General features: G+C 40.6%; 13 protein-coding genes and 7 tRNA genes. 4 read left to right on the plus strand and 16 right to left on the minus strand.

Annotation, left to right across the window (positions count from 1 at the left end):
- The first annotated feature begins 8 nt into the window (after positions 1-8).
- The 3 genes from GWI59_RS10305 to GWI59_RS10315 are packed head-to-tail and all read left to right on the plus strand — an operon-like array spanning position 9 to position 3282.
- Positions 9-2048 (plus strand): protein-disulfide reductase DsbD family protein, encoded by a 2040-nt coding sequence (locus tag GWI59_RS10305; protein WP_109847448.1) that lies wholly within the window; start codon positions 9-11, stop codon positions 2046-2048.
- Positions 2048-2779 (plus strand): DsbA family protein, encoded by a 732-nt coding sequence (locus tag GWI59_RS10310; RefSeq protein ID WP_006537718.1) that lies wholly within the window; start codon positions 2048-2050, stop codon positions 2777-2779. Before GWI59_RS10305 ends, GWI59_RS10310 begins: the two co-directional genes overlap by 1 nt.
- Complete coding sequence (locus tag GWI59_RS10315) at positions 2779-3282, plus strand: protein disulfide oxidoreductase (RefSeq protein WP_109847449.1); 504 nt, start codon at positions 2779-2781, stop codon at positions 3280-3282. Before GWI59_RS10310 ends, GWI59_RS10315 begins: the two co-directional genes overlap by 1 nt.
- An 87-nt stretch (positions 3283-3369) precedes the next feature.
- Here GWI59_RS10315 and lnt read toward each other — a convergent pair whose 3' ends face one another.
- The 5 genes from lnt to miaB form a co-directional block, all read right to left on the minus strand.
- Positions 3370-4896 carry an apolipoprotein N-acyltransferase gene (gene lnt, locus GWI59_RS10320; RefSeq protein WP_161724600.1) on the minus strand — a complete coding sequence of 509 codons (1527 nt, stop codon included), beginning with the start codon at positions 4894-4896 and terminating at the stop codon, positions 3370-3372.
- Positions 4897-4903: 7 nt separating this feature from the next.
- Complete coding sequence (gene corC / locus GWI59_RS10325) at positions 4904-5785, minus strand: CNNM family magnesium/cobalt transport protein CorC (RefSeq protein ID WP_006537715.1); 882 nt, start codon at positions 5783-5785, stop codon at positions 4904-4906.
- 71 nt (positions 5786-5856) lie between these two features.
- Entirely contained in the window at positions 5857-6324 is a 468-nt protein-coding gene (gene ybeY / locus GWI59_RS10330) for an rRNA maturation RNase YbeY (protein ID WP_006537714.1), read from the minus strand.
- Complete coding sequence (locus GWI59_RS10335) at positions 6317-7378, minus strand: PhoH family protein (RefSeq protein ID WP_072062938.1); 1062 nt, start codon at positions 7376-7378, stop codon at positions 6317-6319. The genes ybeY and GWI59_RS10335 overlap by 8 nt, the downstream gene beginning before the upstream one ends.
- Before the next feature lie 28 nt (positions 7379-7406).
- Positions 7407-8837, minus strand: a complete 1431-nt coding sequence (gene miaB, locus GWI59_RS10340) for a tRNA (N6-isopentenyl adenosine(37)-C2)-methylthiotransferase MiaB (protein ID WP_006537711.1) — start codon at positions 8835-8837, stop codon at positions 7407-7409.
- Positions 8838-9042: 205 nt separating this feature from the next.
- On the opposite strand from miaB, the gene ubiF reads away from it, so the two are divergent.
- On the plus strand, positions 9043-10230 hold the full coding sequence (gene ubiF, locus GWI59_RS10345) for a 3-demethoxyubiquinol 3-hydroxylase (protein WP_082147313.1): 1188 nt from the start codon (positions 9043-9045) through the stop codon (positions 10228-10230).
- 54 nt (positions 10231-10284) lie between these two features.
- Here the strand turns inward: ubiF and fghA are convergent, their stop codons facing one another.
- The 11 genes from fghA to nagC all read right to left on the minus strand — a co-directional run bounded on the left by fghA (position 10285) and on the right by nagC (position 15180).
- The gene (gene fghA, locus GWI59_RS10350; RefSeq protein WP_109847451.1) at positions 10285-11115 is read right to left on the minus strand and encodes an S-formylglutathione hydrolase; all 831 of its coding nucleotides are present in this window, start codon (positions 11113-11115) and stop codon (positions 10285-10287) included.
- 53 nt (positions 11116-11168) lie between these two features.
- Positions 11169-12281, minus strand: a complete 1113-nt coding sequence (locus tag GWI59_RS10355) for an S-(hydroxymethyl)glutathione dehydrogenase/class III alcohol dehydrogenase (RefSeq protein ID WP_072062936.1) — start codon at positions 12279-12281, stop codon at positions 11169-11171.
- 18 nt (positions 12282-12299) lie between these two features.
- A complete protein-coding gene (locus tag GWI59_RS10360) occupies positions 12300-12575 on the minus strand; it encodes a metal/formaldehyde-sensitive transcriptional repressor (RefSeq protein WP_006537705.1) in 276 nt (91 codons plus the stop codon).
- 262 nt (positions 12576-12837) lie between these two features.
- Positions 12838-12922: transfer RNA gene (locus tag GWI59_RS10365), tRNA-Leu, on the minus strand.
- A 50-nt stretch (positions 12923-12972) separates the two neighbouring features.
- Positions 12973-13047, minus strand: a tRNA-Gln gene (locus tag GWI59_RS10370).
- A 5-nt stretch (positions 13048-13052) separates the two neighbouring features.
- Positions 13053-13129 (minus strand) — tRNA-Met (locus GWI59_RS10375).
- A 21-nt stretch (positions 13130-13150) separates the two neighbouring features.
- Positions 13151-13225: transfer RNA gene (locus GWI59_RS10380), tRNA-Gln, on the minus strand.
- Between the two features lie 41 nt (positions 13226-13266).
- Positions 13267-13341 (minus strand) — tRNA-Gln (locus GWI59_RS10385).
- Between the two features lie 27 nt (positions 13342-13368).
- A tRNA-Leu gene (locus GWI59_RS10390) sits at positions 13369-13453 on the minus strand.
- A 7-nt stretch (positions 13454-13460) separates the two neighbouring features.
- A tRNA-Met gene (locus GWI59_RS10395) sits at positions 13461-13537 on the minus strand.
- Between the two features lie 410 nt (positions 13538-13947).
- Entirely contained in the window at positions 13948-15180 is a 1233-nt protein-coding gene (gene nagC / locus GWI59_RS10400; protein WP_082147312.1) for a DNA-binding transcriptional regulator NagC, read from the minus strand.
- Positions 15181-15187 lie beyond the last annotated feature (7 nt).

Raw genomic sequence — 15187 nt, forward strand, 5'->3', positions numbered from 1 at the left:
GAGTTGTTATGTTTCGTTCTTTTGTTATGGCGTTGGTATTAACGCTATTTACGTTATCTACATCTCAAGCAGCAGAGACAGGTTGGTTAACCACGCCTGATAATTCTCACGCACAAGTTAGGGCGACAGCACAAAAGTCACCAACGGGTGATGTGAAAATGTTACTTGAAGTGCAACTTGAGTCTGGATGGAAAACTTACTGGCGCTCACCAGGAGAAGGTGGTGTTGCACCTGAAATTAATTGGTCACAAGATGTGAGTGCAATGGTATGGCATTGGCCGTCACCTTCTGCTTTTGATGTCGCAGGTATTCACACTCAAGGCTATGATAAACAAGTTGTTTTTCCGATTGAATTAACCTCTGTTGATGCTGACCGTTTAACAGGCGTTTTAACGTTATCAACATGCAGTAATGTCTGTATTTTAACGGACTACACTTTAGATCTAGATCTTACAGAGCCAGCACCTGCTGATTTTGAATGGCAATATAATCAGGCGATGGCAAAAATCCCAGTTGATACAGGATTAATATCATCAGTTTCTTCGAATTATAACAATAGCCAACTGACTATTTCTTTGCAAAGAGAGCAAGGTGCTTGGGTTGAGCCTAATATTTATCTCGATCCCCCTGAAGGTATGCTTTACGGCATTCCAAAATTAAATCATCAAGATAAAAACTTATTTGTCACCATTGATGTGACAGATGATTGGGGCGATGCAGCTGGTGATATCTCAGGTAAGGCACTTTCCTTTGTTATTACTGATCAAGATTTTTCTCGTCAAGTTAATGACACAATAGGGCATGGAAAAGAAGACATTGTTCCACTATCTAGTTCAGGTATTGGGCTTTGGAGCATTCTTGCTTTCGCACTATTGGGTGGTTTAATTCTGAATTTGATGCCTTGTGTATTACCTGTGTTGGCGATGAAATTGGGTTCGATTTTACATCTTGAAAATCGTGATAAAGGGGTTATTCGTAAGCAATTTTCGGTGTCTGTTTTAGGTATTTTAGTTTCTTTTTGGGCACTAGCTCTATTTATGACGGGGTTACGTTATAGCCAAGAGGCCTTAGGTTGGGGAATACAGTTTCAAAGCCCTTGGTTTATTGGTTTTATGGTGTTAGTTACCGCTATTTTTACTGCAAATCTATTTGGATTATTTGAACTGCGTTTAAGTAGCAATATGAATACTAAAATGGCAACGGCTGGTGGGCAGGGATATGGTCGCCATTTTTGGGAAGGTGCTTTTGCTACTTTACTAGCCACCCCTTGTTCTGCACCCTTTTTAGGCACCGCCGTCGCTTATGCTTTGGTTGCTCCGTTAAGTGAGTTATGGCTTATTTTTACTGCATTAGGGATAGGAATGAGTTTGCCGTGGATCTTAGTGGCTATATTCCCATCTGTTGCAAAAGTGCTACCAAAACCCGGTAAATGGATGAATCGCCTAAGAGTGGTTTTAGGTTTTATGATGCTGTTGTCTAGCATTTGGCTTATTACACTTTTAATTCCTCATTTGGGCATGACAATTGTTGCTGGCATTTTTATTGTTATTACTTTGCTTTTATTACTCGCAATTGCACGGCACTATGGCAAAAAAACGGCTCTTATTTCTACTGTAATTGCCCTATTTTTGGCGGGAAGTACTTATTTGTTTGTTGCTCAACCAGCAAGCCAAACACTCGCAGGTCAAGATACGATAAATTGGCAACCTTTATCAGAAGAGGCAATACACCAAGCATTAGCAGAGAATAAACGTGTGTTTGTTGATGTTACAGCAGATTGGTGTGTAACCTGCAAAGCAAACAAATACAATGTATTATTGCGAGACGAGATCCAAGAGGCACTTTCAGCGCCAGATGTTGTCGCATTAAGAGGGGATTGGACTAAACCCTCTGACAAGATCACTCAGTTTTTAAAACAACGTGGTCAAGTTGCCGTTCCTTTTAACCAAGTTTATGGGCCAGGCCATAAAAATGGCGTGGTTTTACCTTCTATTTTAAATAAAGATTCAACATTGACAGTTCTTTCAGAGGCTAAAGGAGCCCAATAATGAAAAAAACACTTTCTGCACTGGTTATTTCTTCGTTACTTTTTGGTGCAAATGTGCAAGCAGCGGCATTAAGCGCTGATCAGGAAAAAGAAGTTCGTGCGCTGGTGCGTGATACGTTAATCAAAAATCCAGAAATTTTGGAAGAAGCAATCACTGCATTACAAGCACAAAAAGCCGATGAACAACAAGCACAATTTCGTACCGCATTAAAGGCAGAACACGACGCATTATATAACGATGCAGCAAGCCCTCGTATTGGTGCAAAAGACGCTAAGTTAGTGTTAGTTTCCTTTACTGATTATAACTGCCCTTACTGCAAACGTTTCGATCCATTATTAGAACAAATTACAAAAGATTATCCAGAAGTAGCTGTGGTAATTAAACCGTTGCCATTTAAAGGCGAAAGCTCGGCTAAAGCCTCTCAAGCGGTGCTTTCAGTTTGGAAAGAAGATCCAAAAGCATTCTTAGCATTACACCAACGTTTAATGCAGAAGAAAACAATGCTAGATAATGCAAGTATTGACGATGCAATGAAAACAACCAATACAAGCAAAGTAAAATTAACAGATGACAGCTTAAAAACGTTACAAAATAACTTAGATCTTTCTCGTAAATTAGGTATCCAAGGTACACCTGCAACAGTTGTTGGCGATATGGTTATCCCTGGTGCCGTTGATTACGCTCAGCTAGAAGTGATTGTGAAAGAGCAACTGGCTAAAGTGAAAAAATAATGCGTAGTCGCTTACGAAAATGGAGTAAAGAACTGATTGTTCTGGTTGTCATTTTCGTTGTAGCTTCTTTCGCGATGGATTGGTGGCGACAACCTACGCCACCCTCTTTAACAAATTTACCTGAACTTTATACTGTTGATAATAAAGTTGTTTCATTAACAGAATTGAGCGCTGAAAAGCCATTATTAATCTATTTTTGGGCAACTTGGTGTGGGGTGTGTAAACTAACAACGCCTGCAGTAAATTCGTTAGCGCAAGATGGTTATAACGTGACATCTGTTGCGATCCGTTCTGGTGATAACGCAAAGTTAGAGCGCGGTATCCAGTCTAAAGGACTGGTATTTCCTGTGATAAATGATAGTCGAGGGGATATTTCTCAGCAGTGGGGAATTAGTGCAACACCTTCATTTGTTATTATTTATAAAGGGGAAATGGTAGGCTTTACAAGTGGCTGGTCATCTTCGTGGGGATTAAAACTACGTTTATGGTGGGCTGGTTTTTGAACGGTATACCAACGATTATTTTAAGCTTTAGTAGATTAAAAATAACGGAATTCATTGTCATATTGAATTCCGTTATTTTATTTTGCTTTATTCAACTCGACGTTTAATTAAGGCGATAATAAAAAATAATCCAACCAGTATCCACAATGGTGTATTCCCCCATTTATAATAAGGGGTTAACCCCGTTGTTGGTGTGATTTTTTCCGCTAAAGCACCTTCTTCAAACTGAGGAAGTTGAGAAATTACCTCACCGTTGGCTGCAATAAAGGCTGTAATACCGTTATTTGTCGAACGTAATAATGGTCTTCCTAACTCAAGAGAGCGCATTCTCGCCATTTGGAAATGCTGCCAAGGGCCGATTGAATTACCAAACCACGCATCATTAGAAATCGTTAATAAGAACCGTGTATCGGGTTTAAAATTAGCACGGACTTGTTCACCTAAAATAATTTCGTAGCAAATAGCTGCGGTAATTTTGGCATCATTGACAGTCAGTTGAGGCTGTACATATTCGCCTTGGCTTAATGATGACATCGGTAAATTAAAGAAAGGTGCCAGTGGGCGTAATAGTGATTCTAATGGCACATATTCGCCGAAAGGAACAAGATGATGTTTGTTATAGCGATCAGTGGCTGGGTATTGATAAGCATAGTGTTCACCTAATGTGATGACACTATTATAGAAACGATAACCTTCTAATGTCGGTCGAGCATCAATAATTCCCGTCATTAAATGAGTATCTTGCTCTCTTAATTGTTTATCTAATTCTGCTAAAAAGCTTTGTTGTTGAATTTCAACGTCAGGGATCGCCGATTCAGGCCAAATAATAAGATTGGCATTACCAATAAAAGGGCGACTTAAGGTGAGATAGGTTTTTAATGTACTCTCTAATGTACCCGGTTCCCATTTTAATGATTGTGCAATATTACCTTGGATTAATGCAATTTCTTGCGTTTCATCCGGCAAAGGTTGATACCACTGATAGGATTTAAAGCTGATAGGTAATATTAATAAAAGTAGTGCAACCACGAGGCTGTAAATTGATTTACGATAGATTGTAAATGCAATTAATCCACTAATAACGGTTAAGAGCAACGTTATCATAGTGACACCAAAAATAGGTGCAATGCCTTTTAAAGGGCCATCAATTTGGCTATAACCAAACTGTAACCACGGAAAGCCTGATAATACCCAACCCCTTAAAAATTCAGTGATTTGCCATAGTGCGGGTGCAGCAAAAACAAATCGGCATAGAGTCGGATTTGGGAAAAACTTATTTAATAAGCCGGCAAAAAGTAGGGGATAAAGTGATAAATAAAGTGCTAATAAAATCACTAAAAAGATATTTATCGCAAATGGCATACCGCCAAAATCAGCAATGCTGACATAAACCCAATTTACACCCGCGCCAAATAATCCAAAGCCCCAAGCAAAGCCAAGAAATGCACCTTGTCGGGTTGTACGTTGCGAGATTATCAGTAATAGGCCCAGCAGTGAAATTAAAGCAGCAGGCCAAAAGTCAAAAGGCGAAAACGCGAAAGTGCCGATAGCACCGAAAAAAAACGCCAGAAGGGCGCGAACCCACTGGCGGTTTAAGAAAGAGGTCTTATTCATTGAGATCCTATACATCATTACCTAGTTCAGGAATGGGCGCATCATCTGGAATATGCACATACACCTGAATGATCTTACGGCTATCTGCCATAACAACTTTAAATTGGTAATTATCAATGGTAATAGTTTCACCACGAGCAGGAAGGTGACCAAAGGCTTGCATAACTAAACCGCCAATTGTATCAACTTCTTCATCGCTGAAATGTGTACCGAACGCTTCATTGAAATCTTCTATCTGGGTTAAAGCTCGAACTGAGTAAGCGTGGCGACTCAGTGGACGAATATCAATATCATCCTCATCGTCATACTCATCTTCAATTTCGCCTACGATAAGTTCTAGAATATCTTCAATTGTGACAAGTCCTGATACACCTCCGAATTCATCAATCACAATTGCCATATGATAGCGTTGTGAGCGGAATTCTTTTAATAGGCGATCGACCCGTTTACTTTCAGGTACAACAACCGCTGAACGTAAGACTTTATCCATGCTAAATGGCTCTGCGTCTGTACGCATAAATGGCAGTAAATCTTTTGCCATCAATAAGCCTTCAATATGATCTTTGTCTTCGCTGATAACTGGGAAGCGGGAATGTGCTGAATCAATAATTACATCTAAACATTCATCAAGAGTTTGATTACGTTTTAGTGTAACGATTTGGGAGCGTGGGATCATAATATCCCGAACACGCTGTTCAGCAATATCCATTACCCCTTCAAGCATGTCGCGGGTATCAGGATCAATTAATTCTTTCTGTTCAGAATCGCGGATAAGCTCCATCAGATCATCACGGTTTTTAGGTTCACCGTGGAACCACTGATTAAGCAGTGTGAGAAACCCTTTCTTAGGACCAGGGTTATCGTTACTCGAAGATTGGTCGTCGCTCATGGCGTTTTAACTATTTTTCCTCATTGAATGGTTAATTAGATATAGTATTTATCATAAAAATAAGAGAACTGTTACTCTTTTTCAATTAAATAGGGATCTGCATAACCTAAATTTTGTAAGATTTCCGTCTCTAAACCTTCCATTTCTTCGGCTTCATCATCTTCAATATGATCATAACCTAAAAGATGCAGACATCCATGAATAACCATGTGTGCCCAATGCTCTTCAACAGTCTTACTCTGTTCAGTCGCTTCTTTTTCTACCACTTGACGGCAAATAATCAAATCCCCCAAGAGAGGCAATTCAACTTCAGGTGGGGCCTCAAAGGGAAAAGAAAGCACATTAGTCGGTTTGTCTTTTCCACGATACGTGAGATTTAGTTCGTGACTTTCTGCTTCATCAACAATACGAATAGTCACTTCACTTACAGGCTGAAATTGCGGTAATACCGCTTCTAACCATGTCATAAATTGGGCTTCAGTAGGAAGCCCTTGTGTATTTTCACTTGCTACTTGTAAATCAAGGATAACTTCACTCATGATTTTCTCTCTGAAGCTTCTCTTTTTCTGCTTTGATAGCTTGGCGACGTTTTTGGTCTTCAGTTTCCCAAGTTTCATAAGCGATAACAATTTTGGCAACCACAGGGTGGCGAACAACGTCTTCACTGTGGAAAAAGTTAAAACTTAAGTCGTTCACATCGGATAAAACTTCGATAGCATGACGTAAGCCTGATTTATTGCCTCTTGGCAGGTCAATCTGAGTAATATCCCCAGTGACAACGGCTTTAGAGTTAAAACCAATACGCGTTAAGAACATTTTCATTTGTTCAATGGTGGTGTTTTGGCTTTCATCAAGAATAATAAAGGCATCATTGAGTGTACGCCCACGCATATAAGCGAGTGGAGCGACTTCAATAACATTACGCTCTATTAGTTTCTCAACTTTTTCAAAACCCAACATCTCAAATAACGCATCATAAAGCGGTCGTAAATAAGGATCGACTTTTTGACTAAGGTCGCCAGGTAAAAAACCCAGTTTCTCACCAGCTTCAACCGCAGGGCGCGTTAACAAAATACGACGCACTTCTTGACGTTCAAGGGCATCAACAGCGGCAGCAACAGCCAGATATGTTTTCCCTGTACCAGCAGGCCCAATGCCAAATGTAATATCATGGGTTTGAATATTGGCAATATATTGTGCCTGATTTGGTGTACGAGGTTTTATTACACCTCGTTTAGTCCGAATATTGGTTGATTTTCCAAATTCAGGAACATGCTCATCACTTTGCTCAAGCACACGGCTTTCTTTGATAGCAAGATGAATTTGTTCAGGGTCGATATCGGGGATCACGCCTTTAATTGGCGAGGTTTCCACATACAGGCGACGTAAAATTCCTGCTGCTGCATTGACACATAATGATTTACCCGTGAGTTTAAAACGGTTATCACGATGATTAATCTCGATACCTAAACGGCGCTCAAGTTGCTTAATATTATCGTCAAATGGGCCACATAGGCTCATTAAACGGGCATTGTCAGCTGGCTCTAAGAAAATTTCTTGGGTCGCTACTTGTGCATGTGCTATTACTGTCACTGATTATCCTTTTGTTAAATCTGATTAATTAAGGTTGGTAAACACCTACCCCTAATTCATCTTCTTTACGAGTACGTGCAATGACGGATTCTGGTGATTCATGGATCCGTAAATCCATTTGATCTTCCGTTCTAACCACTTTACCACGTAGGGAGTTGGCATAAACGTCTACAATCTCAACATCAACGAACTTACCAATCATATCCGGTGTACCTTCAAAGTTAACCACTCGGTTATTTTCAGTACGACCAGAAAGCTCCATCACATTTTTACGTGAAGGGCCTTCAACAAGAATACGTTGCACACTGTTTAGCATAGCTCGGCTAAAGTTCATGGCTTGTTGATTGATACGTTGTTGTAGCAGATATAAACGTTGTTTCTTTTCATCTTCGCTAACGTCATCAGGTAAGTCAGCGGCTGGAGTACCAGGACGTGCTGAATAGATGAAACTAAAGCTCATATCGAAATTAACATCCGCAATTAATTGCATCGTTTTTTCAAAGTCGTCTTGAGTTTCACCCGGGAATCCGATGATAAAGTCTGAACTGATCAGAATATCAGGACGCGCTTTACGTAATTTGCGAATGATGCTCTTGTATTCAAGTGCAGTATGGTTACGCTTCATTAATGTTAGAATGCGGTCAGAACCACTTTGCACAGGTAAGTGTAAATAGCTGACTAATTCTGGTGTATCTTCATAAACCGCAACGATATCGTCAGTAAATTCGATAGGGTGGCTGGTAGTAAAGCGAATGCGGTCAATACCGTCAATTGCTGCCACTAAACGAATTAATTCAGCAAAACTACAAATTTGACCATCAAAAGTCGCGCCACGATAGGCGTTAACGTTTTGACCTAACAAGTTTACTTCGCGTACACCTTGGGCAGCTAATTGAGCAATTTCAAATAGGACATCATCGCAAGGACGGCTAACTTCTTCACCACGAGTGTAAGGAACTACGCAGAAAGAGCAGTATTTGTTACAGCCTTCCATGATGGAAACGAAGGCAGAAGGGCCTTCAGCACGCGGTTCTGGTAAACGGTCAAATTTTTCGATTTCAGGGAAGCTGATATCGACAACTGGGCTTTTAGTCCCTTTAACCTGATTAATCATTTCAGGTAAACGGTGTAAAGTTTGTGGCCCGAAGATAATATCGACACACTGCGCACGTTGACGGATGTATTCGCCTTCTTGAGAGGCAACACAACCACCGACGCCAATGATAATATCAGGTTTATTATCTTTGAAATATTTCCAACGTCCTAACTGATGAAAGACTTTTTCTTGTGCTTTCTCACGGATAGAACAGGTATTTAGCAGTAGAATGTCCGCATCTTCGGCGACATCGGTTAACTGATAACCGTGGGTGCTTTCGAGTAGGTCTGCCATTTTGGATGAATCGTACTCATTCATCTGACAGCCCCAAGTTTTAATGTACAGTTTTTTTATCGTCGACATTGTGTAAATCCGGTATTTTCAGTGAGACAATAGCTAATCATTGGAAAACGTTGCGTGTAATAAGCCAATAAGGTGGTTATTGTAGTCATTTGTGTGGTCAGTGACTAGAGCAAGTCGGCGCTAATTATCTATGGCGTTTAGTTTAATAGAAATAAACTGAAACAGCGCTTACCTATTATTTAAAGTAATGAGTTATGGCATAACAATGATGAGTAATGTAAAAAACGATTTTGATGCAATCATCGCGGGTGGCGGTATGATTGGCGCAGCTGTTGCAATTGGGCTGGCGCAAGAAGGATTGTGTGTTGCAATGATTGAACGACAGTCTCCAGCACCTTTTGATGCGTCATCTCATCCTGATATCCGTATTTCTGCGATTAGTTGCGCGTCCGTTAGTCTATTAAAACAATTAGGTGCATGGCAACATGTTTTGGCTATGCGTTCTGCGCCTTATCTTACCTTAGAAACATGGGAAGAAGAAAATGCTCATGTTGTTTTTGATGCAAAAAGCTTAGGGTTGCCTGAATTAGGCTATATGGTTGAAAACCGTATTTTGCAATTAGCCCTTTGGCAAGAAGCTGAACGTTATAGCAATATCACTTTATTATGCCCAAACAGTCTAAGTAAAATGGTCTATTTAGATGATAAATGGAAAGTAACACTTTCTGATGGCAGTGAAGTGACCACAAATTTAGTGGTAGGTGCAGATGGTGCGAATTCTCAAGTGCGCCAATTTGCGGGTATTGGTAGCAATGGTTGGCAATATCGTCAATCTTGTATGCTGATCACTGTGAAAACAGAGTTACCTCCTGAAAAGGGAACATGGCAACGTTTTTACCCCTCAGGGCCTCGCGCTTATTTACCGCTTTTTGATAATTGGGCCTGTTTGGTTTGGTATGATTCGCCTGACAGAATTAGAAAACTGCAAAATATGTCGATGACGCAGTTAGAAAAAGAAATTCAACATGCTTTTCCTGATCGATTAGGTAAAGTGACACCTATTGCAGCTGGTTCATTCCCATTAACGCGTCAACATGCAAGCCGTTACGTTGATAAAGGGATTATTTTGTTGGGCGATGCGGCTCATACTATCAATCCTTTAGCGGGGCAGGGTGTCAATTTAGGTTACCGTGATGTGGATTGTTTCTTAGACTTAGTGGCTGATGCCAAAAAACATTTTGAACCTTGGGATTCAATGGCGTTATTGAAGAAATATCAGCGTCGTCGTATGCCTGACAATTTAGTCATGCAAGCGGGAATGGATGTTTTTTATCACGCTTTTAGTCACCAATTACCGGGGTTAAAAGTCGTTAGAAATATCGGCCTTTTAGCTGCGCAACATGCTGGTAAGGCTAAAGAAGCGGCGCTACGTTATGCATTAGGTATTAAGTAATTAGAAATGCGATGATCGGAGTTGGATATCAGCAATAAGATCATCGCATTGTTGTTACGCTTTTAAATGTTTGGCATGAAAAGCAATATGCTCACCAATAAAACTCGCCACAAAATAGTAACTGTGATCGTACCCTTGATGTAAATTCAATTGATAAGTGAACTGTTTTTCATTACAGGCTTTAGCAAATAGCTCGGGTTTTAATTGTTCCTGATAGAAGGGATCATCAAGACCGACATCAACACGCATAGGTAACACACTTTCTGCTTGGTTAATCAATGCCACTGCATCATATTGTTGCCACTGCGTCATATCATCGCCTAAATAAGCGCTAAACGCTTTTTTACCCCAAGGAACAACTGACGGTGCCACGATCGGAGAAAACGCTGACACACTGCAGTAGCGTGCTGAATTTCGCAGTGCAATTGTTAAGGCACCATGTCCTCCCATTGAATGCCCACTAATGGCACGTTGATGAGTCACAGGAAAATGCGTTTCTATCAGTGTAGGAAGTTCATCAACAATATAGTCATACATCTTGTAATGCTCATTCCAAGGCGATTGGGTGGCATTAAGATAAAAACTTGCGCCTTGCCCTAAATCATAAGCACTATCATCAGCGACATTTTCACCGCGAGGACTGGTATCGGGTATAACTAAAATAATGTCATGTTGCGCTGCAAATTGTTGAGCACCAGCTTTAGTAATAAAATTTTGCTCGTTGCAGGTTAAGCCTGATAACCAATATAAAACAGGGTATTTTTGCTCTTCTTCCATAGGAGGAAGGTAGATAGCAAATTTCATCTCACAATTTAACGTCGTTGATGTATGTTGATAGACTTCTTGCCAACCACCAAAACAGGCATGACGTTCAATCCTTTCCATTTTGACTCCTTTAAAAGCAAAGACAAACCTATGAAACATAAGTTTGATGATGGTTAATCGAAATGAATAACGGTTCGGATTGATTTACCTTCGTGCATTAAATCAAAAGCTTCATTAATTTTTTCTAACGGGAGTTTATGAGTTACAAAAGGCTTAAGTTCGATATTGCCTTTCATTGCATCCTCAACCATTGCGGGTAATTGACTACGGCCTTTAACACCACCAAAAGCTGTACCTTTCCACGAACGACCCGTCACTAATTGGAATGGACGAGTTGAGATCTCTTGTCCTGCACCTGCGACACCAATAATAATGGATTGACCCCAGCCGCGATGTGCACTTTCTAATGCTGCTCTCATGACATTAACATTACCAATACATTCAAAAGTATGGTCAACACCCCACTGTGTCATTTCGACAAGAACTTGCTGGATAGGTTTATCGTAATCATTAGGATTTAGGCAATCTGTTGCACCAAATTGGCGAGCCAATGCAAATTTTTCAGGATTTGTATCAATAGCAAAAATACGACTTGCTTTGGCTTGTCTTGCGCCTTGAAGAACGGCAAGACCAATGCCACCTAAACCAAACACAGCAACAGAGTCACCTTCTTGCACTTTTGCAGTATTGTGAACCGCGCCAATACCTGTTGTTACACCACAACCTAATAAGCAAACTTCTTCGTGATTAGCTTCTGGATTGATTTTTGCCAGAGAAACTTCAGCCACCACAGTGTATTCGCTAAAAGTAGAGCATCCCATGTAGTGATAAATAGGCTGTCCATTATAGGAAAAGCGTGTTGTCCCATCGGGCATTAAGCCTTTACCTTGCGTTGCTCTGACGGCAACACATAAGTTTGTTTTGCCTGATTTACAAAATAGACATTCGCCACATTCAGCTGTGTACAGAGGAATAACGTGATCACCTGGTTTAACACTCGTGACACCTTCACCAACCTCTACAACCACGCCGGCACCCTCATGGCCAAGAATAGCAGGGAATACACCTTCAGGATCATCACCCGACAGCGTAAATGCATCGGTATGGCAAACACCTGTGTGACTAATTTTAATGAGCACTTCACCGGCTTTTGGTGGCATCACATCAACTTCAACAATTTTTAAAGGTTCTCCGGGGCCAAATGCGACTGCTGCACGAGATTTCATAGTGTATCCTTTTTGTTATTAACGCAGGTAAGTGCGGATTAATGAAATGGCATCATCAACGGAATTTTTTTGATCTTCAGGAGAAGCGACGGCATCCATAAGACCTTCTCGTAAATGACTTTCGAGTACACCTGCCATCAGGCCATTAATAGCACCTCGAATGGCGGCAATTTGTTGTAATACCTGACTGCATTCGTTTTCATTTTCAAGTGCAGTTTCTAATGCAAGAAGTTGCCCTTTAATTTTTCTTACGCGAGTTAACGCGGCTTTTTTTTCTGCTGGTGAGTGTGGCATACATAATCCTTAAATATACTATGGGGGAGTATAGTATGTTGGGTGAGATATGTACAGAAAGAGCAATAAAGTGTGGAGTGATGAGAAAAAATAAAAATGATGATGTGGAGTTTGTTGTACTTTGAGAGTAGAGGAATAAGAAAAAAAGAGGGAGAAATGATGTTTAGAGAACAGATAGGAAAAAATTAAGCGATAAAAACAAAAAAGACCCGCTATTACGAGTCTTATTTGTTGATTTCGTGATAAACACGTTAGTAATCAATGGTGCGGGAGGCGAGACTTGAACTCGCACACCTTGCGGCGCCAGAACCTAAATCTGGTGCGTCTACCAATTTCGCCACTCCCGCAACAACTTGGAGAAAAAAAGACTCGCTCTGCGAGTCTCTCTTTCAAAATATGGCTGGGATACCAGGATTCGAACCTGGGAATGCCAGGATCAAAACCTGGTGCCTTACCGCTTGGCGATATCCCAAAAAATGGTGGCTATGACGGGATTCGAACCTGTGACCCCAACATTATGAGTGTTGTGCTCTAACCAGCTGAGCTACATAGCCAGATTGAATCTAACGGAAAGATGGCTGGGGTACCAGGATTCGAACCTGGGAATGCCAGGATCAAAACCTGGTGCCTTACCGCTTGGCGATACCCCATCCGCTAATTCAATTGTCAACACGCTAATTTATCAGAAATATGGCTGGGATACCAGGATTCGAACCTGGGAATGCCAGGATCAAAACCTGGTGCCTTACCGCTTGGCGATATCCCAACTGATAAATTCTTGACGAGGTTAAAATGGTGCGGGAGGCGAGACTTGAACTCGCACACCTTGCGGCGCCAGAACCTAAATCTGGTGCGTCTACCAATTTCGCCACTCCCGCAAAAAGATGGTGGCTATGACGGGATTCGAACCTGTGACCCCAACATTATGAGTGTTGTGCTCTAACCAGCTGAGCTACATAGCCATCTTTTTTTGCATAACCTTCGTCGGCGTTGCGGGGCGCATTATGCGTATTACAGACAAATCCGTCAACTGCTTTTTGCATTAATTTTCGAGAAACGTGTCCGTTTGCTCGATGGTTAATCATTTTGTCGAAAAAAGATCCAAAAAACAACCTTGTTGATGAAAAATATCTCAAAGTATAAGGTGCAATAGTGTGTGAATAAAAAGAAAAAACAAAGCAGTAAGAGAAATGATATTAAACTAAAGAGGAAAAAGATGAAGAACAATGGGCATAAAAAAAGAAATGTGACGAGAAACTCACGTAACATTTCTTTTTCTTTGAATATTACTGATTGAATTTTATGCTTATTTCACAATGAAGATCAGAAAAGTATAAATTCAACTCAAAAAGCATAATTTATCGACAATAAACTACTTTTCTAATAACTGTTGAAGTAATTCTCCGTTAAGCATTGCGCGTTTAGCCAAGGCAAAAGCCCCTATGGCAGAACGATGATCAAGCTCAGATATAACAATAGGAAGATCTTCTCTGAATTCTTTTAATACTTGCGTATTAATACAACTTTGAATTGAGGGAAGTAAAACTTCAGCCGCTTCAGTTAATTCACCTGCCAAAACTACTTTTTGTGGGTTAAACAGGTTAATAGCGATCGCAATAGCTTTACCTAAATGTAAACCCACTTGTTTGATGGTTTCGACTGCTAGAGGGTCATTTTTAATAGCCGCTCGACAAATGTCTTGGATTTGGCACTGTGTTAGCGATAAATACTGGCTTGGATACCCTTGCTCTAACTGATAGCGCACTTTTGCTTCGATAGCAGTATTGGACGCTATCGTTTCTAAACAACCAAAATTACCACAATGGCAACGTTCACCTAGAGGATCGATTTGAATATGACCAATCTCCCCTAAGTTACCACGCTGATTGAGTAGAATTTTATTATTAATAATAACACCAGCACCTGCACCACGATGGATCCGGACTAATAACGAGTCTTCACAATCTCGTGTCGCACCAAAATAATTCTCGGCTAGTGCAAGGCTTCGAATATCATGTCCAGCATAACAAGGCAAATTAAAGTGTTTCTCTAAGCTATTGACTAGAGCCCAATTATCTACTTTCATATGAGGCATATAACGAACAATGCCTTTATTTGGATCAACAAGGCCGGGTAAGATCACGGAAATTGAAATAAGCTCACGAATGCGGCGTTGGTTTTGCTTAATAAAATCATCAATTGCATTGATGAGCAGGGCTTCAACTTCATTTTGAGTACTCTGCTCTAAAGGATAGTGCTGCTCAATGATGACTTTACCGCTTAGATCATAAAGAGCGACGGTGGCATCATTACGACCCAATCGTACACTGACTGTATTAAAATTACGGTGTTCAACAATGATGGAAATCGCACGGCGTCCACCTGTTGATGCTTGTTGGTCAACTTCTTTAATCAGCCCGCGTTCAAGCAACTGACGAGTAATTTTAGTCACACTGGCCGGTGCTAGTTGGCTTTGTTCGGCTATTTGGATACGGGAAATCGGCCCGTGTTGATCAATCAGTCGATACACAATCGCACTGTTAAGTTGTTTAACAAGATCGATATTGCCAATTTGCGTTTCAGTGTTGTTATGACTCATCAGCATATACATC

This window comes from Proteus sp. G2673 (assembly GCF_009915125.1).
Lineage (GTDB): Bacteria > Pseudomonadota > Gammaproteobacteria > Enterobacterales > Enterobacteriaceae > Proteus > Proteus penneri.